General features: G+C 54.7%; 21 protein-coding genes. 12 read left to right on the forward strand and 9 right to left on the reverse strand.

Annotated features, from left to right (window positions below; all coding sequences use genetic code 11):
* Positions 1-6: 6 nt before the first annotated feature.
* The 4 genes from NDQ72_07965 to malE all read right to left on the reverse strand — a co-directional run bounded on the left by NDQ72_07965 (position 7) and on the right by malE (position 5,412).
* Entirely contained in the window at positions 7-1,494 is a 1,488-nt protein-coding gene (locus tag NDQ72_07965) for a TrkH family potassium uptake protein (protein ID WKD29865.1), read from the reverse strand.
* A 200-nt stretch (positions 1,495-1,694) separates the two neighbouring features.
* Complete coding sequence (malG, locus tag NDQ72_07970; GenBank protein ID WKD29866.1) at positions 1,695-2,585, reverse strand: maltose ABC transporter permease MalG; 891 nt, start codon at positions 2,583-2,585, stop codon at positions 1,695-1,697.
* 10 nt (positions 2,586-2,595) lie between these two features.
* Positions 2,596-4,164: a maltose ABC transporter permease MalF gene (gene malF / locus NDQ72_07975; protein WKD29867.1), complete on the reverse strand. Its 1,569-nt coding sequence runs from the start codon at positions 4,162-4,164 to the stop codon at positions 2,596-2,598.
* Between the two features lie 60 nt (positions 4,165-4,224).
* Positions 4,225-5,412: a maltose/maltodextrin ABC transporter substrate-binding protein MalE gene (gene malE / locus NDQ72_07980; protein WKD29868.1), complete on the reverse strand. Its 1,188-nt coding sequence runs from the start codon at positions 5,410-5,412 to the stop codon at positions 4,225-4,227.
* Between the two features lie 376 nt (positions 5,413-5,788).
* Between malE and zwf the strand changes: the two genes are divergently transcribed.
* Genes zwf through NDQ72_07995 form a run of 3 tightly spaced genes read left to right on the forward strand, consistent with a single transcriptional unit; the run spans position 5,789 to position 8,668 of the window.
* On the forward strand, positions 5,789-7,282 hold the full coding sequence (zwf, locus tag NDQ72_07985; protein ID WKD29869.1) for a glucose-6-phosphate dehydrogenase: 1,494 nt from the start codon (positions 5,789-5,791) through the stop codon (positions 7,280-7,282).
* 1 nt (position 7,283) lies between these two features.
* Positions 7,284-7,949 (forward strand): 6-phosphogluconolactonase, encoded by a 666-nt coding sequence (pgl, locus tag NDQ72_07990; protein WKD29870.1) that lies wholly within the window; start codon positions 7,284-7,286, stop codon positions 7,947-7,949.
* A gap of 56 nt (positions 7,950-8,005) precedes the next feature.
* On the forward strand, positions 8,006-8,668 hold the full coding sequence (locus tag NDQ72_07995) for a bifunctional 4-hydroxy-2-oxoglutarate aldolase/2-dehydro-3-deoxy-phosphogluconate aldolase (GenBank protein ID WKD29871.1): 663 nt from the start codon (positions 8,006-8,008) through the stop codon (positions 8,666-8,668).
* A 127-nt stretch (positions 8,669-8,795) separates the two neighbouring features.
* On the opposite strand, the gene NDQ72_08000 is transcribed toward NDQ72_07995, so the two are convergent.
* On the reverse strand, positions 8,796-9,917 hold the full coding sequence (locus tag NDQ72_08000; protein ID WKD29872.1) for a multidrug effflux MFS transporter: 1,122 nt from the start codon (positions 9,915-9,917) through the stop codon (positions 8,796-8,798).
* 98 nt (positions 9,918-10,015) lie between these two features.
* On the opposite strand from NDQ72_08000, the gene NDQ72_08005 reads away from it, so the two are divergent.
* A complete protein-coding gene (locus NDQ72_08005; protein WKD29873.1) occupies positions 10,016-10,828 on the forward strand; it encodes a helix-turn-helix transcriptional regulator in 813 nt (270 codons plus the stop codon).
* 235 nt (positions 10,829-11,063) lie between these two features.
* Positions 11,064-12,587, forward strand: a complete 1,524-nt coding sequence (locus tag NDQ72_08010) for a glycoside hydrolase family 32 protein (protein ID WKD29874.1) — start codon at positions 11,064-11,066, stop codon at positions 12,585-12,587.
* An 87-nt stretch (positions 12,588-12,674) separates the two neighbouring features.
* Here NDQ72_08010 and NDQ72_08015 read toward each other — a convergent pair whose 3' ends face one another.
* The 4 genes from NDQ72_08015 to edd are packed head-to-tail and all read right to left on the reverse strand — an operon-like array spanning position 12,675 to position 17,424.
* Positions 12,675-13,643 (reverse strand): carbohydrate kinase, encoded by a 969-nt coding sequence (locus NDQ72_08015; GenBank protein WKD29875.1) that lies wholly within the window; start codon positions 13,641-13,643, stop codon positions 12,675-12,677.
* Between the two features lie 40 nt (positions 13,644-13,683).
* On the reverse strand, positions 13,684-14,553 hold the full coding sequence (locus NDQ72_08020; protein ID WKD29876.1) for an aldo/keto reductase: 870 nt from the start codon (positions 14,551-14,553) through the stop codon (positions 13,684-13,686).
* Between the two features lie 16 nt (positions 14,554-14,569).
* Positions 14,570-15,535, reverse strand: a complete 966-nt coding sequence (gene glk, locus NDQ72_08025; GenBank protein WKD29877.1) for a glucokinase — start codon at positions 15,533-15,535, stop codon at positions 14,570-14,572.
* A complete protein-coding gene (gene edd / locus NDQ72_08030; protein ID WKD29878.1) occupies positions 15,535-17,424 on the reverse strand; it encodes a phosphogluconate dehydratase in 1,890 nt (629 codons plus the stop codon). Before edd ends, glk begins: the two co-directional genes overlap by 1 nt.
* Positions 17,425-17,717: 293 nt before the next feature.
* Between edd and cobT the strand changes: the two genes are divergently transcribed.
* The 7 genes from cobT to NDQ72_08065 are packed head-to-tail and all read left to right on the forward strand — an operon-like array spanning position 17,718 to position 23,161.
* A complete protein-coding gene (gene cobT / locus NDQ72_08035) occupies positions 17,718-18,767 on the forward strand; it encodes a nicotinate-nucleotide--dimethylbenzimidazole phosphoribosyltransferase (GenBank protein ID WKD29879.1) in 1,050 nt (349 codons plus the stop codon).
* An 11-nt stretch (positions 18,768-18,778) separates the two neighbouring features.
* A complete protein-coding gene (cbiB, locus tag NDQ72_08040; protein ID WKD29880.1) occupies positions 18,779-19,786 on the forward strand; it encodes an adenosylcobinamide-phosphate synthase CbiB in 1,008 nt (335 codons plus the stop codon).
* Entirely contained in the window at positions 19,783-20,898 is a 1,116-nt protein-coding gene (gene cobD, locus NDQ72_08045; GenBank protein ID WKD29881.1) for a threonine-phosphate decarboxylase CobD, read from the forward strand. The genes cbiB and cobD overlap by 4 nt, the downstream gene beginning before the upstream one ends.
* Positions 20,882-21,415: a bifunctional adenosylcobinamide kinase/adenosylcobinamide-phosphate guanylyltransferase gene (locus NDQ72_08050; GenBank protein ID WKD29882.1), complete on the forward strand. Its 534-nt coding sequence runs from the start codon at positions 20,882-20,884 to the stop codon at positions 21,413-21,415. Before cobD ends, NDQ72_08050 begins: the two co-directional genes overlap by 17 nt.
* Positions 21,412-22,188, forward strand: a complete 777-nt coding sequence (gene cobS / locus NDQ72_08055) for an adenosylcobinamide-GDP ribazoletransferase (protein WKD29883.1) — start codon at positions 21,412-21,414, stop codon at positions 22,186-22,188. Before NDQ72_08050 ends, cobS begins: the two co-directional genes overlap by 4 nt.
* Positions 22,125-22,778 carry a histidine phosphatase family protein gene (locus tag NDQ72_08060; GenBank protein ID WKD29884.1) on the forward strand — a complete coding sequence of 218 codons (654 nt, stop codon included), beginning with the start codon at positions 22,125-22,127 and terminating at the stop codon, positions 22,776-22,778. Before cobS ends, NDQ72_08060 begins: the two co-directional genes overlap by 64 nt.
* Positions 22,730-23,161: a bifunctional adenosylcobinamide kinase/adenosylcobinamide-phosphate guanylyltransferase gene (locus NDQ72_08065; protein ID WKD29885.1), complete on the forward strand. Its 432-nt coding sequence runs from the start codon at positions 22,730-22,732 to the stop codon at positions 23,159-23,161. The genes NDQ72_08060 and NDQ72_08065 overlap by 49 nt, the downstream gene beginning before the upstream one ends.
* The last annotated feature ends 19 nt before the right edge of the window (positions 23,162-23,180 follow it).

Here is a 23,180-nt window from a genome sequence, read left to right on the forward strand (position 1 = left end):
ACAAGGTTAGCGTCGCCAGAACATCGGTGTGAGCAGCACCACGACCGTTAAAATCTCCAGGCGCCCCATTAACATACCGATGCACAGTAGCCATTTAGCGGCATCGGGTAGAGTTGCAAAGTTACCTGCAGGGCCAATGGTGTCACCGAGACCCGGGCCTACATTCGCCACCGCAGTGGCCGCACCGGAAAGGGCAGTGACTAAGTCCAGTCCCAATGCTGAAAGGCTCAAGGCAAGCACTGCAATCGTGATAAAAAAGAAGAAAGAGAAGGCCACTACGCTACGGGAAATATCATTGGTCACCGGCTGCTGATTATAGCGCGTTGTGAAAACACCATTCGCGTGAATTAGGTAGCGCAACTGATTACGCAGCATCAGCATAGCGATTTGGAACCGGAAAACTTTCATACCACCGCTGGTAGAGCCGCTACAGCCACCTATAAACGTAAGATAGAAGAACGCCACGATGGGTAATGAACCCCACAGCGTATAGTCGTCGGATGCATAGCCAGTGGTAGTCACAACTGAAATGACGTTAAACGTGACGTGGGTGAGCGAGACAAACCAATCATCGCCTTGTAAAACGCGCCATGTGCTAAGAACTAAAATTGCCGCTAGCAGCAGTTTTAACAAACCACGCACCTGTTGGTCTTTCCACAGGGCGCTGCGGGAGGTACGAATAAAGCGAATATATAAGACGAAGGGTAGCGCACCACTCAGCATAAAAAGGCTACCCATCCATACCAACCACGGTTGCTCCGCGTAGGCACCAAACGAGGCGTCAGAGTTGGCAAAGCCACCGGTCGCCAATGATGTCATCCCGTGAACCACGGCATCTAGTGGCAGCATTCCACCGACCCAATAGCTCAGTATGGCCAGTAGGGTCAGCGCCACGTAGATAGTTAGCGTCGCTTTTGCAATACCCCCCGTACGAGGCATTACTTTATCGGACCAATCCGAAGATTCAGTGTGGAATAGCCGCATGCCGCCTACTTTAAGAAACGGCAGAATAGCGATGCCCATGACGATAATGCCGATACCACCCATCCACTGCATTAAGCCTCGCCACAGCTTTAGTCCGTCGGATAACTCTTCGATCCCCGTTAAAATGGTCGAACCGGTAGTGGTGATCGCGGAGACCGACTCAAAGACTGCATTCGTGACGCTAAGTTGGGGCGCACCTAAGATAAGTGGAAGGCTGGCAAAACAGCTAATGCTGGTCCAACTGCCCGCCGTCAAGATAAACATTTGCCAAGGCTTCAGCTCCAGCGATACTCGGCGGGTTAGCAACCAAGTGATCAGCGTGGCGCTCAGAATAATGAGAAGCGACATTCCGAACGCAGGAGCGTCAGGATCTTTTTCAAACACCAGAACAATCCAAGGCAGTGTCATAAACATGGCAAGCACTAACCATAACACTGCCATGATTTTAAATATTTGTGCCCAATTGCGGTAAGCGTCTCGATAGTAAATCCCGCTGGGAAAGGTGGTCATAGATCCGCTCTTAAATTGCCCTAATGTTTATCGCGATATAACACCATGACAATCACAAAAAGTCCGTAAAATTTCTCTAAAAAATACTCAAGTAATCAATACAGTGATGAAAAAACCGGCCCCATCAATAGGGCCGGTGACGAGCAAGGTGCTCAAGCGAGGAAGCGGGAGTGCTGCACTTATGAGTTAAATCCAGGAATTTAGCCTTTGACGCCCCCAGCGGTTAATCCGCCAATAATCCAGCGCTGGCAGATCAAGAACGCAACGGTAATGGGCAGGCCGGAAAGCACTGCAGCAGCGGCAAAGTTGCCCCAGCGCTGGTTGTGGTCAGCAAGGTATTGTTGGGCACCTACCGCCAGAGTGAGTTTGTGTTCATCCACCAGTAGTACTGAGGCCATGGGATATTCCATGATGCTCATCACAAAAGCCAGAATGAAAACCACCATCAGAATAGGAATCGACAGCGGTAGCAGAATGTAGCGGAACGCCTGCCAGGTGCTGGCGCCATCGACCATCGCCGCTTCTTCCAGCGAGCCATCAATCGACTCAAAGTAGCCTTTAATGGTCCAGATATGCAGCGCGACCGCGCCCAGTGATGCCACGATCAGTGCGCCGTGGGTATTGATGCCTAACCAGCCAACAAACTGCCCCAGCCGATCAAACAGGGCGTAAAGCGCCACGAGCGACAGCACGGCTGGAAACATCTGAAAAATCAGCATGCCTTTCAAAAGCGGTTCTTTGCCTTTAAAGCGCATGCGTGCGAAAGCGTAAGCGCTCGTCGTCGCTAACATTAGAATCAGCACCGAAGAAACCACCGCCACTTTTATCGAGTTCCACAGCCACAGCAGCACGGGAAAAGGCGGTTGAACAATACTGCCATCCGGGCGTTCCCAGGGAATTCCCAGTGCTAGCGACCAGTGTTCCAACGAGAAATTCTCGGGAATCAAGCTGCCAGAGGCAAAGTTACCCTCGCGAAATGAGATTGAAATCACCAACAACAGTGGGAAGACAATCAGCGAAACAAAGCAGATCAGTGCAAGGTGTGCGCCCAAGCGGCGCGCACCCACAGAGCGGGGTTGAACCATGGCCATGAGTAACCTCCTAAACCTTAACCTTGGAAAGGCGCAAATTGAGTAACGACATACCCGCGACCAAGAGGAAAATGAGCGTTGCGATGGCGGCTGCCAGCCCAAAGTTCTGTCCGGCATCCTGGAAGGCAATGCGGTAGGTGTAGCTGACCAAGAGATCGGTGGTGCCTGCTGGTGTGCTGGCGCCCAAAATGTCAGGGTTGCCGCCGGTTAATAGCGCAATTAGCACAAAGTTATTGAAGTTAAATGCAAAGGCAGCAATTAACAGCGGTGTTAGCGGTTTAATAATCAGTGGCAGGGTAATCTTGAACAAGTTGGTAATGGGGCCGCCGCCATCTACCGCCGAGGCTTCGTAGAGATCTTGGGGGATGGCTTGGATTAGCCCCATACACAGCAGCAACATATAGGGGTAGCCCAACCAGGTATTAACAATCAATAGCATGGAGCGCGCCAGCCACGGGTCAGTGAACCACTCTGGCCGAACGCCAAACAGCGTGTCCAGAATCATATTCACTTCACCGAAGTGTTGGTTAAACATGCCTTTAAATATCAGGATGGAGATAAAGGCGGGCACGGCGTAAGGCAGAATTAACAGCGTGCGATAAACGGCTTTGCCCTTGAGTTGGTCCCACTGCAACAGTGACGCCAAGACAAAGCCAACGGCTAGGGTGAAGACCACCGTCAGTGCGGCAAACACAAAGGTCCACACAAAGATCTGCATGAAGGGACCACGAATGTCGGGATCGGTGAATATCTTCGTATAGTTGGTAAACCCTACGTTAACAGGCCATCCCGGCGTGATGCTTTCGCCGTTATCAGCGACAAAAAATCCGCTAGCGGGGTCGGGGGTAAGAACGCGGTCATCGCGGCGATCATAAAGCGAGCCGTCTTCACGTGCTTCGTAGCGATCTACCATAGGAGCAAACTGGCGTAACCCTGCCATACGCAGCTCCGCGCCATCAGGTGTCAGCAGCCTAAGCCCTTGCAGAGAATCACGTGCCTGAATAATAGCGCGCATCCCCAGTGGCTCTTGGGCAGGCGAAGCGTCTACTGCCTGAATGCCTATTTGGCGGGTTTCATGGTTGGCGAAGTTGAGCGGTGACGAAACGAAACGCTGGGGCGTGTCTGCCTCACTGTTTTCCAGGTATAAGCGGACAAGCTCACCTGCTTGGTAAAGCGTTAGCTCAAACGCGTTGCCTTCCTGTTGATAGGTTTGGCTCATTAGTTGGCCGCGCACGCGCTCTTCCGATAGCAAGTTGCTGGAGCTGTAATTACTAAAGCTAATGCCGATGGTGTAAAGCAGCGGGAAAATAACAAATACGCCCAGCCCCGCCACGGCAGGAAAAATATACCGGTGGCTCATTAACGTGCGTTTAGTAAACACCACGCCTAGCGAGGCGCCCAGCACTAGAAAGAGCAGTGCGAACATCCACTGGCCGTTAAGGTGGAAGGCAACTACCAGCCATAACAGCGCGATTACCAAGGTGGCAATGATGCAGCGCAGTGCCCAGCGGGTGTAACGTTCGGTGAGATGGCGAGAGCGGTGGCGGGGAAGGCCACGAGAGGCGTTAGTGGTATACATAGTGACATCCTGAAAGCTGCCCGGTGGCATTGGCGACCGGGCAGAAGGGGCAGAAAAAGCTTACTGGCGCATACGCCGCGCAGCGGCATCCAGCGCTTCTTGGGGCGATTGACGTCCACTGCCGATGTTTTGCAGGGCGGGCTCCATGGCTGCCCAGAAAGCACCCATTTCAGGAATATTTGGCATGGGCATACCGACTTCGGCATTTTCAAGCGTCGCGGCAATGTTAGGGTTATCAGCAAGCTCAGCCTGATAATCGATATGAGCAACCGCTCCCAGTGAGCCGTCGCTGTTGAATGTGTGCATGCCCTCTTCGCTAAGCAGGTAGTTTTCTAAAAACTCCACGGCGAGAAAATCATTGGGTGTGGCGGAGTTAATCATTGCCGTCATCACGCCAAACATGGGTTTAGCACGTTCATCCCCCACTTTCGGCAGTAGTGCGACGCCGTAGTCAATTCCGCTACGCTCCAGGTTCGGCCAGGCCCATGGGCCGCTAATCATGGTCGCCACTTCGCCCTGGTTAAAGCGGGTGTCCATCAGGTTGTAATCAGTACCGCGGGGTAGTACATCGCTTTCGATCAACTCAACCAGCAGTTCAGCCCCTTGAAAGGCACCTTCGTTGTTAACGCCGATATCGCTGACGTCATAGCCGCTGTCGGTTTGCTTGAAAGGGTAGCCGCCGTTGGCCGCTAGCAGGGTCCAGCCGTAATACGGCTCGCTGTAATCAAATAGGATGGCCTTTTTGCCGTCTTGAGAGAGCATTTCGTCAAGCTCCATCAGTTCGGCAAAGCTTTCTGGCGGTGTTTCTACCAAGGCTTTGTTGTAAATGAGGCCCAGTGACTCTACCGATATCGGGTAGCCGTAGGTTTCACCATTCCACAGCGCAGCTTCCCAGGTAAAGTCGTAAAACGCTTCGCGGAAGCCGTCACTAGGGGCGACTTGTTTCAATAAGCCGCTTTGTGCCCACTCGCCCATGCGATCGTGAGCCCAAATGACGATATCCGGTCCCTGGCCACTTCCCGCCGCTTGCTGAAAGCGGTCGGTAAGGTTATCGGGAAATACCACCTCAACTTCGATGCCGGTTTCTTCAAGAAACTGCTCGGCAACTGCGCGAATGCCTGCTTGACCTTTATTATCACCCATCCAGATAGTCAGGCGGTCGTCCTCAAACGCAACGGCGGGAAGGGCGGCACTGGCAGCCAGCGTGGCGCTTAGCAGTGGCATCATAATTGGGCGAGACGTTGCCATAATGTAAATACCTCATTGTTGTTGTCGTAGAGTGCTGCGAGCATGTTGATGAGCAGCGCTTTAGTCACTGCCAGCGTCGCCAATTACGCGCAATGTCACCTCATCCTCAAGGGGCGTAGCGATGGCGTATCCAAGGGGCGTAGAGTGGAATGAAAGGTAACAATAAAGCGGTATAACGTTAGGTGTCGGCATCGGTACTGCTCAGGGTCGACACTGCTCAAATAGAGACGTAAATAACGTTTAAAGTTGTAATTGGGGAGGCAGTGCTATTTTTTTGTAGTAAAATTACATGTAATGTTGCGTATAATGCCCGATATCAGATAGATTTTAGGTAATCTAACTACATTAGATCATCTAATTATAAATAGGAGCTGAGATGAGCCAGTCACATTCCCCGCTGGGCGATCAGAAACACGCTATTGATTTAGCGCTGTTTGGGGCGCTGGGCGATCTTGCGATGCGCAAGCTGTTTCCTGCGCTTTATCACCTTGACCGTGAGGGCTTAATGCCCGCAAGCACGCGGATTATGGGGCTGGCACGTCAAGCGCATGACACCGCTGCATTCCGCCAATTAGTAAGCGGCGCGCTGCAAAAGCGGCTAAAAAAAGATGAGCAAGATAAAGAGAGTCTCGAGCGTTTTCTAAATCGGCTTGACTATTGCCAGCTGGATTTCAAAAAAGCTGAGGGTTTTGAGCAAATACGTGAATGGCGCGAAGGCTCCGATCGCCCCATGGTGGTTTATTTATCCGTTGGCGCCATGATCTACGGCGATATTTGCCGCAACCTTGAGGCGAGTGGCAGCCTGGATGAGCAAACGCGGGTCATCGTTGAGAAACCCATCGGCTACGATCTAGTGTCATCAGAAGAAGTTAACGACGCAATTGGGGCCGTTTTTCCTGAGTCGCGTATTTACCGTATTGACCACTATTTAGGTAAAGAAACGGTACAAAACCTGATTGCGCTGCGCTTTGCTAACCCGTTATTCGGGACGCAATGGAATCAGAACCACATTTCCCATGTAGAAATTACCGTTGCAGAAAAGGTCGGTATTGAAGGGCGCTGGGGCTACTTCGATGATGCTGGGCAGCTCCGCGATATGGTGCAAAACCACTTGCTCCAATTGCTATGCTTGATTGCCATGGATCCGCCTTCCAACCTGGATGCCGACGCGATTCGTGATGAGAAAGTAAAAGTGCTTAAAGCCCTAAAGCCGTTTACCGGTGAAGCGCTGGGGCGTGATGTAGTACGTGGGCAATATACCGCGGGCACCAACGATGGTCAGCCGGTACCGGGCTACCTGGAAGAAGAAGGGGCGAATACCCAAAGCCAGACCGAAACCTTTGTGGCAATGAAAACTGAGGTTTCAAATTGGCGCTGGGCGGGTGTGCCGTTCTACCTGCGTACCGGTAAGCGTATGCCTGAAAAACTGTCCCAAATCGTGATCCACTTCCGCCAGCAGCCGCACTATATTTTTGACCCTGACCAGCGGGGAATTGCGTCTAACAAGCTGATTATTCGCCTGCAGCCGGATGAAGGGATCGCGCTTCAAGTGCTCACCAAAGACAGCGGTTTGGATAAAGGCATGCGCCTGCGTCCTGGCCCGTTGCACCTGGACTTTAACAGCGCGTTCCCTAAATCACGTATCCCAGACGCCTATGAGCGCTTGCTGCTGGAAGTTATGAAAGGCCAACAGTATCTGTTCGTGCGCCGTGACGAAGTTGAGCACGCTTGGCGTTGGTGCGACCAGCTCATCGACGGTTGGAAAGCCCGCGAAACCCCGCCGCGCCGTTACCCGGCAGGCTCTTGGGGGCCGGTCGCCTCCATCGCCATGATTACCCAAGATGGCCGCAGTTGGTACGAGGATTATTAATATGAGCGAAGCACGTCAGGCGCTAGCACAACAGCTGGCAGAAGCGGTCTTCCAGGCATTGGCCGAAGACTTAAATCGCCAAGAGCGCGCGCTACTAGTCGTCTCGGGTGGCTCTACGCCGGTGCCATTTTTTAAAGCGCTGGCAGCCAAGCCGCTGCCTTGGGAGCGCATTGATATCACCTTGGCCGACGAACGTTGGGTGGGTGAGGAAAGTAGCGATAGCAATGCCAAGCTGGTGCGCGAAAACCTGCTTCAAGGAGCGGCTGCGAACGCCAACTTCGTACCGCTAACCTCAGATGCCTCGACGCCGGAAGAGGGAGTTGAAGAGGTTGCCAAACGCACGGCATCTCTGCCCTGGCCCGCCAGCGTTGTGATCTTGGGAATGGGCGGCGATGGCCATACGGCGTCGCTGTTCCCCGACAGTCTAGAACTAGGTTTAGCGCTCTCTACCGATGAGCCGCTTGTCGCGGTACGCACGCCTAGTCAGCCGCAGCCGCGTATTACTTTCTCGGCAGATCGCCTACATCAGGCGCATCGACATATTTTACATATTACTGGCGATGATAAGCGCAGCGTATTGGCAAACGCCATGAATGGTGATGATGTCCTTAAGCTACCTATTCGCGCGTTTTTATCTTGCCCGTTAGCGATCTACTGGGCGCCGTAACGCCTGGGCTTTCGCCAATAAACGTTTGCCAGTAACACCTGCTTGGAGACTCACTGATGACAATCGATAAACAGCTACCCTCAACGCGCACTGCCGAGCTTGACAGCATCTGCTTAAAAGCCGAGGTCATTCCGGTAATTACCGTTGAGCGTCTTGAAGATGCGGTACCGCTAGGTCGCGCCTTGGTGGAAGGTGGCTTAAGCGTGTTGGAAATTACCTTGCGTACCGACTGCGCGCTGGAAGCAATTAAACGCATGAAAGAAGCGCTGCCGGGAGCTAGCATCGGTGTAGGTACCGTGTTAACGCCCGCACAATACCGCCAAGCTGAACAGGTAGGTGCGGATTTTGTGGTGACACCCGGCGCCACTGAAGCGCTTTATCGCTATGGCGTAGAGAGCCCGGTGCCGATGTTGCCCGGCGTATCAACGATCTCTGAGCTGATGACAGGCTGGCAATACGGCTACCGCCGCTTCAAGTTTTTCCCGGCTGAGTCCAGTGGTGGTGCCAAAGCTATCAAAGCCTTTGGCGCGCCGATTCCCGAAGCACGTTTTTGCCCAACCGGCGGTATCACGGTTGATAACGCTGAAACCTACCTGTCACTACCCAATGTTATGTGTGTAGGCGGTTCTTGGCTAACGCCGAAAGCCATGGTTGAAGCAGAGGATTGGGACGGTATTCGCGAGCTGGCCCGTCAGGCCGCTGAGCGTTTTCACCACTAACGAATACGATGTAAATCGACACGAGCACTCTCGTTACTTGCCTCACTGATATCGGGTCGTGTGGGTAAGTCATTTGCCCGAGCATATTGCCATGCTCGGGCTTTTTTGTGGTGTGCCAGGTAGGGGGTTATCGGCGCGACCTTTCCCAACCCGTGGCGAGTAGTGCCGTGATGGCACACAGTAAGGCACTCTGGCCCATATTATTTAGCCAACTGCTGGCTCCGAGCCCTACTCCTATTAGCAGGTAGTAGCCGAGGCCGAATAGGGCGCCAGCGCTGCCCAACTGCTGCTGGTAGTTTTTAAGTGCTCGGCTGAGGATATTGGGAATAGCCACCGCAAACGCTGCTGTTATACCCATCATCGGTAACAGGAATAGCAAGGAAGATTGCAGGGTGTAGACGCCTAGGGCGCTGACCACCGCTAGTTGACAGGCTCGGGCGATAAGTTGGTGAGGGCTCCCGCCATTCTTGAGTAGCGTCTTGTTGGCATAGCTGCCAAGTATGCTGCCGGTTGCCAGCGCTACTCCGCTGTACCCGAACGCCTGCGCGCTCAGTCCAAGCCTATCAAATAGGAATGGGCCCTGTAGATAATAGCCAAACAGCAGTACGTTAAAGCAGGCTACCAGAATGACATCGCGCCATAGCGCAGCGTCTCTCACCATCTGTTTTCCTAGCGTGACTAGGTCAACAGGCACCTGTGCCTGGCGGGTTTCTGGCAGTATTTTGGCGGTGATGGCAAGCAACAGGAGTGCCAGCACAAGCAGTGCGCTGAACACTGCCTGATGACCACCAACGCTGACCAACTGCCCGCCAGCAAACAGACCGACCACTGGACTAAGGGCGATACCCATTCCCATGTAAGAGAAAATCTGTGCCAGTTTCGCTCCCTGCCAACGGTCACGCAAGATTGTCTGGCAGACCACAGAGCCGGTCGCTGCGCCAAAGGCGCTTAGCGCTCGGGCTAGCAGTAGCCAATGAAAATCGGGAGCGTAGATAGCAATGCCTGAACCGAGTGCGTAGCAGCCCAGCCCAAGCAGCATTGCCGAACGACGACCTAGCTTGTCTGCCATCATGCCCCAGAACACTACGCCAAAGGCGAACACTAAAAAATAGCAGGAGAGGGTCAGTCCCGCAGTGGAGGCTGATACGCCGAAAAAGCTCGCCATCGACGGTAGTGCAGGGCTGTAGATAGTCTCGACCACCTGGGGGAACATCATCAGTGCCAGGATCAAAAAAAGTAGCGGGTTCATTGTAACGATTCCATGTCTCTTGAAACGTGGCGCTAGCTTACTTAGTCTTGTGTTGTTCAAATAACGTTATTCAAACCAAATATGTCGAAAATAAGACAGTGGCACTGATCAACCAGCAGCAGTCTTTTAACCCGGACTTGGTAGTCGGCAACGTGGTGGGAATTGCCGCCGAGGTCGGTCGCCATGATTCAGGTATGCACAGTCACGCCAAAGGGCAGCTGCTGTATGCCCCTCGTGGGTGTATGCGCATTGTGCTGGATGGTCAGCGATGCGTGCTGCCGCCAACTCGAGCGGCGTGGATTCCTGCTGGGGTTCAGCATCAGGCGATGATGACCAATGTGGTGTCATATCGCTCCGTCTACTTCAGCCTCGAGGTGTCTCAGTTACTTGGCCAGGAGGTGAAAGTGGTCGTAGTGAATGAGCTTTTGCGCGCACTGATCGAACGTATGGCCTGGTGGCCTTGGGATATAACGGATGTTAATACGCACAACACGCTGGCGTTGTTTATAGAAGAGATGCAGCAGGCTGAGCGTGAGTCACTGCAACTGACGCTACCGTTACACCCGCGTTTGAAGGCGCTGGTTGAACGCTGGAGCCCTGAGGGGGAATTACCCCCAGCTCTGATCCCGCTTGCAGGACAGTTCGGTGCTAGTGCTAAGACGGTTAGCCGGATTTTTTGCCGTGAAACCGGGCTGAGCTACCAGGCCTGGCGCCAGCAATGGCGTCTGCTTGCCGCTATCGAACTGTTATCAATGCAACGTCAGGTTAACGATGTGGCCTATCTGTTGGGGTTCTCTTCGGACAGCGCCTTTATTCATTTCTTCCGTCAGCACACAGGGATGACGCCACTGAAGTATATGCACGGGCAGTGGGAGGCTGAGCCTGGCAGGTTCACTGTCGATAGTGCTTGAAGAACTTCTCGTGCCAGGTCGACGTTTGAGTCTTTGAATCATCGTAAAGATCGACCCGGCTAGCTCAATCTCTATTTAGTGCCATCGAGGAAGTGCAGGAATAGGCAGCGTGATGGTTTTTGTTAATTTTTCCCTTGTTTATCCTCCTTTAGCCGAGCTTTCGCACTAAACCTAGAGCCGGGAAGAAAAAAGCGTGATAGCCTCAACTTAATCGATTAAGTTAGGGTTTTTTACATTGAATCTCATCAAATTTACTCCTCTTAGGCCAACGCTGCATTTTACGCCGCCTACTGGCTGGATGAATGACCCCAACGGGCTTGTATATTTCGAAGGGGAGTATCATCTCTTTTATCAATACCATCCCCACGACACGGTATGGGGTCCCATGCATTGGGGGCATGCGGTAAGCGCCGATCTCTGCGACTGGGAGCACTTGCCTATTGCACTGATGCCAGACGCCCAAGGGGCGTGTTTTTCAGGTAGTGCCATCGTAGATGAGCATGATGTGACGGGGCTGTTTGACGGTCAGCCGGGGCTGCTGGCGTTTTATACCTGCCACCGAGTGCTTTCCGATGACCCTGAAGATTATGAGCAATCGCAGTGTGTGGCCTACAGTCGTGATAAGGGCCGGACGTGGCATCAGTACGCCCATAACCCGGTGCTTGCCGCGCCAGGATTAAAAGATTTTCGCGACCCAAAAGTGTTGTGGCATGCCGCTACCCAGCGTTGGGTAATGGCGCTGGCCTGTGGGCAGGAAATTCATTTTTATACCTCGCAAAACCTATTGCACTGGCAGTTTGCCAGTGCGTTTGGCGAAGGCCACGGCGCGCATACTCAGCACCCTTGGGAGTGCCCCGATTTGTTCGAGCTGCCAGTGGAAGGTGCTAAGAATGGGCAGCTATCTAGCCGCTGGGTATTAATCGTTGGCATTGGGGCTACGCCCGATAATGCCTTTGGCTCGTTCACGCAATATTTTGTGGGCGAGTTCGACGGCCAGTGTTTTACTAACGACCACTCGCCTGATGACGTCATGATGATGGATGAAGGGCGTGATTTTTACGCCGTGCAGAGCTGGTCGAATACTTCGGGGCGCCGTTTAGCCGTGGCTTGGCTGAATAATTGGCAGTATGCCAATCATGCGCCTGAAGCCGGCTGGCGGGGAATGATGAGCCTGCCCAGGGAGTTAACCCTGCGTGCGACATCGAGCGGCATTCAGCTTTGCCAGCGTATCGCCAGCGAGTGCCATGAGGCGCTGACAGCCGTACCGCATACTATCCCGCCACAGGCGATGCTGGGGGTTGGGCAATATAGCGCCTTAACCTCGTTGCCACCGGTAAGTCGTGGTTTGCTTGAACTGACCTTAACGGCTGGCAGCCGAGTGGCGCTGTCGCTTCAGCAGGGAGATCATCAACAGCTTACGCTTGCAGCGGGAGAAGAGGACGTTGCACTTCGCTACACGCGTAATGGCGTGAACGGACAAGCAGCTTTCGATGACCATTTCGCCTGTGGCCATGCAGCGGGCAGCGTTGATGGTTTAACGATCACGGTAGAGTGGTGGTGTGATCATGGCTCGCTGGAGATCCTGGTGAACGGTGATACGCAACAACGAGCGATTACTCAGGTTAGCTTTACAACCCAAACGACAGGCTCGATTGATGTGTACGTATTGGAAGGTAGTGCAAAGTTGCTCGGTGGCAGTGTGGTGTCGAGTAAAACACCGGTAGCGCAAGAGAAGGTAGCCGATTCTTGCACTTGTTAGCGCGTCAGTAGTAGTTAGCGCGTTAGTGGGATTTAGCGTTTAAGTGGGATGCGTGATTAAGGGCGTGCTGTTGCACGCCCTTTTTTGCTACAGATGTGACGTATTTCTTAGCGCTTCAATATCACTATGGGTCGGCAGTGCGGCGTAGGCGCCTGGGCGGGTCACTGCGTGAGCACCACAGCGGCAGGCAATATCCACCGCGCGGGTTAGAAAGGCACTGTCCTGGTACCAGTTTTCATCAATTCCGTGCCGTGAAAGCTCAGCCAGCAGGCCGCCAATAAATGCATCACCGCCAGCGGTGGTGTCAACAGCGGTCACTTTAGGTGGTGTGATGGTGTGGTCAAGGCCAACACCTTTCAGCACCACCTTGTTAGGGCCGTCGGTGATTAAAATTACGTTTACCCCGGCGGCTAGTCGCTGAGATAGCCACGCTTCCTGAGAATGCCCACCACGCAGATAGTCAAGCTCATCTAATGAGACTTTAACGAGATCGGCGCTATCCAATAGCTCGGTTACCAGCCAGAGGTCGGCTGATCCTTCGCTCCACAGATTGTGGCGGAGGTTGGCATCCACGCTGACTAAACAGCCCGCGCGCTTTGCCATAGCGGCAATCGCTAAAGTGGTATCGGCAATCTCAGGGTCAGTCAAACTGTTGCTGCATAAGTGAACAATCGCCGGTTGTTCAAACACGCCGTGGGGCAGGTGCTCTAAGCGATAAAGCAGGTCGGCCGCCGGTGGGCGATAAAAATCAAACGTGCGCTCGCCGCTGCTATCCCGGGAAACAAACGCCAGCGCGGTGCGTGCTTCTTTGGTCAACACCACACCCTGAGTATCCACACCATGGCTTTTCAGCTCACGAATCAGGAAGTGGCCAAACGTATCGTCGCCCACCATGCCTAAAAACTGGCTGGGTACGTTAAGTCGGGCACAGGCAACCGCGACGTTAGCAGGCGCGCCGCCCGCGTAAGGCGTGAAGGTTTCTTGGCCAGTGTCATCGCCTAAGCGGCTGGACAACATATCAACCAAGGCTTCACCGAAAGCAATCACCGGCATCATAAGTCATTCCTTGTCATTATATTATTAATTGATGATGGGATTACGCGACGCAGTGGCCTCGCGCGGCCTCTAATAGCTCGTACCATGTCTCTCTTGAGAGCGTCTCAGGCCCGTCGAGCATGTCAGCAATACGCTCAGGCTTCACGCTGCCCACAACGGGAGTCGGCCGACTAGGCAGTGACCGCAGCCAAGCCAGCGCTAACGCGTTAGGGGTGCCGTTTTGCTCTCGGGCGACGCGGTTAAGAACGTTACCGACGTCGCCTTGCATGAGCGTGCCGCCCGCTAGTGGTGACCAGGCCATCGGCGCATGGCCGTCGGCACATAGATCATCAAAGCTGCCATCAAACAGGGGGGCATTATGGCTAATGGAAAGCTCGATTTGGTTGGCACGTAAAGGGTGGTGCATGGCGTTTTGCAGCCTACGCCACTGACTTGGCAAATGGTTAGAAATGCCCGCAGCGCCAATTTTGCCTGCATTGATAGCGTCATCAAGGGCACGGCCAGTTGCTTCTGCGTTCATTAATAAGTCAGGGCGATGAATTAAAAAGTGATCTAGCCGCTCGACGCCAAGGCGGTTAAGTGTATTGTCAATGGCGCGGCTTAGATAATCCGGGCTGGCGTTGTAGTGTTTCACCTTACCAGAGCCGTGGGCTGGGTTATCGTTGGCGATGCTCGCTTTGGTCACCACCTTAAGCCGTTTTGACAGTCCGGGACGCGTGTTTAGCGCGTGACCAAACAGCGTCTCGCACGCACCGTTCCCGTAAATGTCGGCATGGTCGAACCAGAGCAACCCCTGCTCGATACGGGCTTCGATCCAGTCGGCGAGATAGCTCGCCTGATGCATCTCTGGTGCTTCATGCAGGCGCATCATGCCGAGAACAAAAGGCACATCAAAGGTGTGAGCAGGCATGGGCATTCCTAATAAGTTAAAAGACTTCTTCGTTATGCAGCGCTTCGGCGGCGCCGAGCAGCCCTGTCCACGGGTGAGTAACAATCCACACGGGAATATCGGCGTTATACGCGCCCATCCGGCCCTTGTTCGCAAAGCTATCACGCAGTTCGGATTTGGGTAGCCACTCCAGTAGGCGCGGTAAAATCCCGCCGCATAGATAAACGCCGCCTCTAGCTCCCATTGTTAGGGTCGCGTCGCCGCATACATCGCCAAGGATTTTTAAAAAGCGCAGTAGGCTGGCGGTGGCGATAGGGTCACCCTGGTTGGCGGCTTGAGTAACTTCGGCTGGCGTCGTGCAGCCAGGCGTCTGCTCGTTCAGAGCACAATGGGCCTGATACAGCTCCAGTAAGCCCTGGCCGCATAAAATACGTTCTACGCTGACCCGTTGGTAGCGCTGTAGAAAAACATCCAACAGCGCCCGCTCGGTGCTGTCAGTGGGGGCGAACGTGACGTGGCCGCCCTCGGTGGGGAGCGGTATCCAGGCGTGTTGGCCGGGAAAAACGCCAGCAACGCCCAGACCTGTACCGGGGCCAATCACCAAGCGGGTAGAGTGAGACTGAGCCACACCTGCTTGCACTTCCACTAGGTTGTCGCTATCCACATGGGGAACGCCCAGCGCCTGTGCGGTAAAGTCATTAATCACTTTAAACAGCGATAGGTTCAGCGTCTGCTGAACATCGCTTTTCATAAAATCCCAGTGATTATTGGTCATCTTGACCCGCTCGGCGTGAACCGGGCAGGCAAACGCCAAACAGGCTTCCAGCGGTGCATTTTCCCCCGTGGCGCCCACGCGCTCCAGGTAATCCTGAATCGCGTCGATAACCCCAGGGTAGTCCGCGCAGGGAAGATTAATAATATCGTGGGGCGTCACCTCACCTGGCGTGACGAGCGCCAGGCGGGCATTGGTACCGCCAATATCACCAATTAAGGCCGGTCGCATTAGGCATCCTCTTGAAGAATCTGGCCCTGTTGGCGAGCGAGGTCGTCGGCTTCAAAGCCGCCCAGCGAGCCTGCGCCTTCTTCGCCACGCATGGCCAGGTGGCGGAAGCCGCTAAACAGTTCGCGGCCTAGGCCAACGTGGTAGTGGTCCAAATTCGCCACTACGCGCTCGCGATCGGCCCAGGTAGCCGCCTCTACTTTGGCTTCCAGCGTACCTGCGTTGGCGTCCAGGCGCACAATGTCGCCGTCGCGCAGTTTCGATAGCGGGCCACCGTCCAGTGCTTCTGGGCTGATGTGAATCGCTGCGGGCACTTTACCTGACGCGCCAGACATACGGCCATCAGTCACCAGTGCCACTTTGAAGCCACGGTCCTGCAGTACGCCCAGGAACGGCGTCAGTTTGTGAAGTTCCGGCATGCCATTGGCTTTTGGCCCCTGGAAGCGCACCACAACGATGACATCGCGATCTAAGTCGCCGGATTCAAACGCAGCCTTCATTTCGTTCTGGTCGGCGAAGATTTTCACCGGGGCTTCTACTACACGATGTTCGTCGGCAACGGCGGATACTTTGATCACGCCGCGTCCCAGGTTGCCTTTCATTACCGTTAGGCCGCCAGTCGCTGCAAAGGGGGTAGCGACTGGGCGTAAAACGGTTTCATCTAAGCTGCTTTCTGGACCTTCGCGCCAAACCACTTTGCCATTTTCCAGGAAGGGCTCTTGTGTGTAGGCCGTCAGATCGGTGCCGAACACCGTCGGGATATCGCCGTGCAACAAGCCAGCGCCCAGCAGTTCGCGGAACAGGTAACTCATGCCGCCTGCCGCCTGGAAGTGGTTAATGTCTGCTTGGCCGTTAGGGTATACCTGCATCAGGCTGGGCGTTACGGCGGAGAGATCTGTGAAGTCGTCCCAGTTCAGCGTAATGCCCGACGCAGCGGCCATGGCAATCAAATGCATCGTATGGTTGGTTGAACCGCCAGATGCCAACAAACCTACCACCGCGTTGACGATGGCGCGTTCATCGATCTGCTTATAGAAAGGGCGGTAGTCGCCGCCAGGTTCAGTGTTGCGAATAGCCTGTTCGGTCGCGTAGCGGGTCAAGGCTTCGCGCATTTCCGTGCCTGGGTTCACAAACGAGGTGCCTGGCAGGTGAAGCCCCATCACTTCCATCATCAGCTGGTTTGAGTTGGCAGTGCCGTAGAAGGTGCAGGTGCCAGGGCTGTGATAGGAGTCAGACTCCGCTTGCAGCAGCTCTTCGCGGCCCACTTTGCCTTCTGCGTATAGCTGACGGATGCGCGCTTTCTCTTTGTTCGGTAGGCCGCTGGGCATTGGGCCAGCGGGTACGAACATAGCAGGCAGGTGACCAAAGCGTGCTGCTGCGATAAACAGACCAGGGATAATCTTGTCGCACACGCCCAGATAAAGGGCAGCATCAAACATGTTGTGTGAAAGCCCAACCGCAGCAGCCATCGCAATCACGTCGCGGGAAAACAGCGACAGTTCCATGCCCGGTTGCCCTTGGGTAACCCCATCACACATGGCAGGAACACCACCGGCAAACTGGGCGGTTGAGCCCATGGCGCTAGCAGCGGCTTTGATGGTTTCCGGGAAGGTTTCAAACGGCTGGTGGGCCGACAACATATCGTTGTAAGAAGAAATGATCCCCAAGTTGGCGCTATTCATTAGCTTCAGGGAGTCTTTCTCTTGGGGGCTACAGGCGGCAAAGCCGTGGGCCAGGTTACCGCAGGATAGCTCTGCACGGTGCACACCACGCTTATGCTGGTCCGCCATGCGTTGCTCATAGAGAGCACGCCGCTCAGCAGAGCGCTCACGAATGCGTTGGGTAACCTCAGCAACGGTAGGATTTAAAGTAGCGGGTGTTGAGCTCGGCATAGAGACCTCTGCATGGTAGAGACGGTGAGTCAAGTTTGTAGTTATTTTACATCTTTTTGTGTCGATATAAGAGACTTTACGGCAATAAAAACCATATTTGTAGTTTTATTACCCCTGATTAATAGCAACTATCGTCGTAAATGATGATGCTTTTATGAACATTACAGCTAACAGGACAATCCATCCCCGGAAGGGGTTGTTGCGTGTTGAAGCAGCTTAAAGCGCAAGTATAGCAGCCGCGCTTTTGCTACCATCTGGCGCAAAATGAATTCGATTGCTGCCCTGGAGCTGCTATGCATTCCATCGTTAACCAAGTCACGCCACTTGATAGCCACACTGGCGAATTGACGCTTCGCTATATTGATACGCTCACCAAGCCGCCGGGCAGCCTCGGCCAGTTAGAGGCATTGGCCGTTACGCTTAGTGAGATCACGGGTGAATGTCAGCCAAGCATCACGCCACCGGCGATCATTGTCTTTGCTGCTGATCACGGGGTTGCTGAAGAGGGCGTATCGGCCTTTCCACAAGAAGTGACGGCGCAAATGGTGGCTAACTTTGCTCATGGCGGGGCGGCGATCAACGTCTTTGCCAGACAAATTGGTGCCCAAATTGAGGTTGTGGATGTTGGTGTTACGGCACCGCTGGCAATGCCTGGCGTGATTGATGCCAAAGTGCGCGCGGGCACCGCCAATATGGTGCTTGAAGATGCCATGAGCCGTGACGAAGCGCTGGCTGCGTTACAGGTAGGCTGCGAAGCCGTTGAACGCGCCATTCAGGCGGGTGCGAAATGCATTATTGTTGGTGAAATGGGCATTGCTAATACCACGGCAAGCAGCGCCATGCTGGCGGCGCTAACCGGTAAGCCAGTGGCCCAGCTGGTGGGCGCTGGCACCGGTATTAACAGCGCCCAGCAGGCCCATAAAGTAGCGGTGATCGAGCGGGCGCTAAAGGCACGCCAAGCCAATGCCGAAGACCCCATGGAGGTGCTAACCAAGCTTGGCGGGTTAGAGATCGCTGCCATGACAGGAGCTTATTTGGCCACGGCGGCAAACCGACTGCCGGCCATTGTGGATGGCTTTATTGCTACGGTAGCCGCCCTGACGGCCTGCCGTTTATGTCCGGCGGTACGTGGTTATTTGATTTTTGGGCATCGCTCTGAAGAGCCCGGCCATGCCGCGGTTCTTGAGGCACTTGATGCATCGCCGCTGCTAGCCTTGGGAATGCGCCTGGGAGAAGGCAGTGGCGCGGCATTGGCGTTTCCTTTATTGCAGGCCGCCGCCGCGATGCTTAGTGAGATGGCCACTTTTGCCGATGCGGGTATTCACGATAATAGTGCGCCATGACTGGGGGCGTCATGTATGGCGGGATCGTTATTGTTGCACTGGCGATTGTCATCGACTTAGTCGTTGGTGACCCGCGTTCGTTGCCGCATCCAGTGGTCATCATTGGGCGTGCCATCAGCGTACTTGAGCAGCGCTGGAACCAGGGCAGTGACAAGCGCCGTCGACTCCTGGGCTTTTTACTCACCGCAATCATTGTGCTGGGCACGTTTAGTTTCGCTTGGCTGAGTTTGGAGCTACTGACTTGGGTGCACCCTTGGATTGGGCTAGCCGCCGAGCTTTGGTTGCTGGCGACAACGCTGGCCATAAAAGGCTTGGCGGAAGCGGGGCGCGCCATTGCCGTGCCGCTGGCTAACGGTGATTTAGTATCGGCGCGAAAGGCGCTTGCCATGGTGGTGGGGCGTGATACCGAGCAGCTGGATGAGGCGGAGATTACCCGTGGTGCGGTGGAAACCATTGCAGAAAATACCGTGGATGGCATCACCTCGCCGCTATTCTTCGCGTTTATCGGCGGTGCGCCGCTGGCGCTGGCTTACAAAGCAATCAACACGCTGGATTCCATGGTGGGGTATCAAAACGAACGCTACAGCGACTTCGGCTATGCCTCGGCGAAGCTTGATGATATCGCTAACTGGCTGCCCGCTAGGCTGACCGCGCTATGCTTGTGGGCTGCCGGGGGGCTAATCAGCTGGCAATCCTCAACGCTCTATTGGCGCCGGGCCATGTTGGCCACCTGCCGCCAAGCGCCCCGTCACCCAAGCCCTAATGCGGGTTGGCCAGAAGCCATGGTCGCGAACTTGTTGGGTGTGCAGTTGGGCGGCACCAATGTTTATCAGGGGGTGGTTTCCCATCGAGCAACCCTTGGCACTCCGCTGGAAACGCTGACGTGTTCGCATATCAACGCCACCATTAAATTAATGCACGGTGCTTGGCTGCTGTTTTTCTTGTTAATGGCCGTGTTGATGAGTGTATTAACGGGCGTATTAATGGGGTCGGCAGGCGCGGGGATTTCATGGCTATGAGTCGTCAAACCAACGTTCACAAGGTGGCTGATTGGCCAAGCCATGGTGGCCAGGCCGCAGCGCTGCTGAAGCGTTTTGGGCTACCTGCCGATCATGTGGTTGACGATGTGAGCGCTAACCTTAACCCGCTTGGGCCGCCCGAGTGGCTGGCAAGCTGGTTGGTAACACGGCTTGGTGGGCTTAGTCGCTATCCCTCGCCGGACTACGCTTCGGCCCGGCAGGCCATTGCGGCGCAAAATGGTGTTCAACCAGCACAAGTACTGCTAACCAATGGTGGGGCGGAGGCCATTTTTCTTACCGCTGCGCTGCATGCCGGTGGCCGAGCCTTATTATTGGCTCCCAGCTTTGGTGAATATGCCAGAGCCTGTTCTGCCCACCGGATTGAAATGACCGAGCATGTATTGCGAGAGCCGCATTTCGCTTGTGATATGGCCGACTTGCTAGAGAACGCAGCAAACGCCGACGTGGTGTTTCTGTGTCGTCCGAATAACCCAACTGGCACGCTGATACCCATCGATGCAGTAGAGACACTGCTAGCGCATACGCAGGCTACCGGAACCCAAGTGGTGGTCGACGAAGCATTTATCGATCTATCAACAGGCGTCGAGGCGCTGACGCCGCTGCTTAAGCGTTACTGTCACCTAGTACTACTACGCTCAATGACCAAGTTTTATACCTTGCCTGGATTGCGCCTAGGCTACGTGCTGGCTGCGGAAAACATAGTAGACGCCATGAGCCGCCATCAACCGCCCTGGAGTGTGAACCATTTTGCTGCCGAGCTGGTGGCGCCGCTGTTAGAGGATGGCGAGTTTGCACGGCTCACCCAGCAGTGGCTGGCTAGTGAGCAGCCACGTCTGGGCAAGGCGTTGCAGGCGCTAGGGCTTGAGGTGGTACCCAGTCACAGCTGCTTTTTCCTTGTGCGGCCAGGTATTTTACAGCGTGAGCGCGGCGTGACCAGCGCAGACCTGTTTGAACGCATGCTTTATAAAGGACTGCTGGCGAGGCATACCTACAGCTTTAAAGGGCTTGAGGGCAGTTGGTTACGTTTGGCACTGCGTGACGAGTCGGCAAATAACCGGTTGCTAAAGGTGCTGCATGATTGTCTTTGTTAGTGGGGGCGCTCGCTCTGGAAAAAGCCAAGTAGCGGAGCAGCGTGTGCTCAGCGCGGCAGGTGACGCCAGTTGCTATTACATTGCCACCGCCAATGTTTATGACGCCGAAATGGTCGACCGGGTATCGCGCCACCAAGCTCGCCGGGAAGGCCAATGGGTAACGCTAGAGGCGCCCCTGGCAATTGACCAAGCGATTGCCCAAGTGCCTGATCACCACGCGGTGCTACTCGATTGTTTAACCCTATGGGCAGGACAAGTGTTGTTTGGCGCTGAGCCAAATGAAGAATTCAGTGATGAGCAAGGCCTAGTGCTGTTGGGTCGCTGCCTGCGTGATGCACAAGCACGGGGGCTAACACTGGTGATTGTGTCGAACGATCTCAACGAAGAGCTGATTCCTGATCACTCCGCTACCTGGCGCTACGTTGAGTTTATCCAGTGCTTACACCGCTGGTTAGCGGCGGAAGCTGACTCAGTGCTTGAAGTCATCGCGGGCTGTGCCATGGAGTGGAAACGATGAAAAATGCGCTGTTCGGCCTAATACTCGCGCTGCAGTTTCTAACCCGAATTCCGCTTCCGATTGCCTGCCCATGGACACCAGCCACCCGTCGCTGGGCAATTCGCGCCTATCCGTTGGTAGGGTTATTAATTGGCAGCGTGCTGGCGCTAAGCGCGCTGCTATTAAGTGTCATAGCGTCACCAGCGCCAATCACTGCGTTGCTACTGCTAAGCCTATGGGTAGCGCTTTCGGGTGGTTTACATCTTGATGGCGTAATGGACCTTGCCGATGCGTTAGGCAGTAACCAGCCCCTTGAGCGGCGTTGGGAAATCATGAAGGACGCTCAGGTAGGCAGTTTCGGCATCCTGGCGTTGCTGTTTTTGCTGGCCTGGAAGGGCGTATTGCTTTGGGCACTGGTGGCTTATCAGGCGCCGCTGTGGTGGCTGGTGGCAGTGCCTGCATTAGGCCGATTGGCTGGGGTCGCATTACTGATTTTTACTCCCTGCGCTCACGGGAAGGGGCTCGCATGGAGCTGGCAGCAGTCGCTTAGCCCCCGTGATGCTGGTTATGCCTTGCTACCGTTAGCGCTGGTTGTTGCGGTTTCACCGACACTGCTTGTCTGGGGGTTGGTTATCATCGTGTGGGTAGCAATCGCCAGAAGGGCAATGCTGCGGCTATTTAACGGCATCAATGGTGATATGGTAGGTGCCACCATTGAAGGAGGAGAGCTTTGGCTACTGGTCTTAATGTGGAGTTGGTGGCAGTTCGCCACGGTATCACCGCCTGGAATTTAGAGCGCCGCTACCAAGGGCAGCGCGATATTCCGCTGCTATTTCCTGATGCAGAAGCGGGGCTGCTGGCACTGCGTGACGCATTGGCGGAAGAGAGTTTTGACGCTGTTTATTCAAGCGATTTAAACCGCTGTCAGCAAACCCTTGAGTGGTCGCAGGCGGCAAAGCCGGGTATGCCGCTGTATCTAGAACCACGATTACGTGAGCTGGATTTTGGTGACTATGAAGGCAAAGTTTACGATGAACTAAAAGACTTACCCCATTATCGCGCCTGGATTGATAGCGTGGGTGAGCTGCAAATTCCCGGCGGCGAATCGTCTGGCCAGCTACGTGAGCGTTTAAATGCTTGGCTTGAAGAGGTGGCTGTGCACGCCCGCGAACATCATTATCAAAAAGTGCTGGTTGTTACCCACGGCGGGGTAATACGCGAGTTGCGGCGTCGTTTCGAAACCATTGGCTTTTGGGAAGGCATCGTTCACCAAGCACAAGGACGGCGTTGGCAACTGACGTATCTAAAACGTGAAGATGGCAAAGGAGAGTGGCAATGCAGCTGTTCATCGGCGGTGCCTGCGCAGGTAAGCGCGATGTTGTAAAAGCACGCTTTCCCAGCGCTGTTTGGTGGCGGCTTTCTCCAGGGCAGCGTTTACACGAAGTGACCCATATCATGCAGCCTAATGTGCCGTTCGTTCTGCACGGTGTGTTTGAGTGGTTAGCGGCAGTGCTGCACGCGGATATGAGCAGCGATGCGTCGCGCGCTCTTTGGCGGGGAGATCTGCAAAGCTTGGCCACTGCCGCACAAACCCGTGGCGTGACGCTGGTGATCATCATGAACGAGTTAGGGCGAGGAATCGTTCCTATGGCCCGAGACCAGCGCCGCCTGCGCGATTTAAGCGGCTGGTTTAGCCAAGACGCCGCCGCCCAATCCGAGCAGGTCTGGCATGTACGACATGGGCTCGTGCAGGCGCTTAAACCCTAATCGGTTCAATTGACCAGCC

The sequence above is a fragment of the Halomonas sp. KG2 genome, from assembly GCA_030440445.1.
GTDB lineage: Bacteria > Pseudomonadota > Gammaproteobacteria > Pseudomonadales > Halomonadaceae > Vreelandella.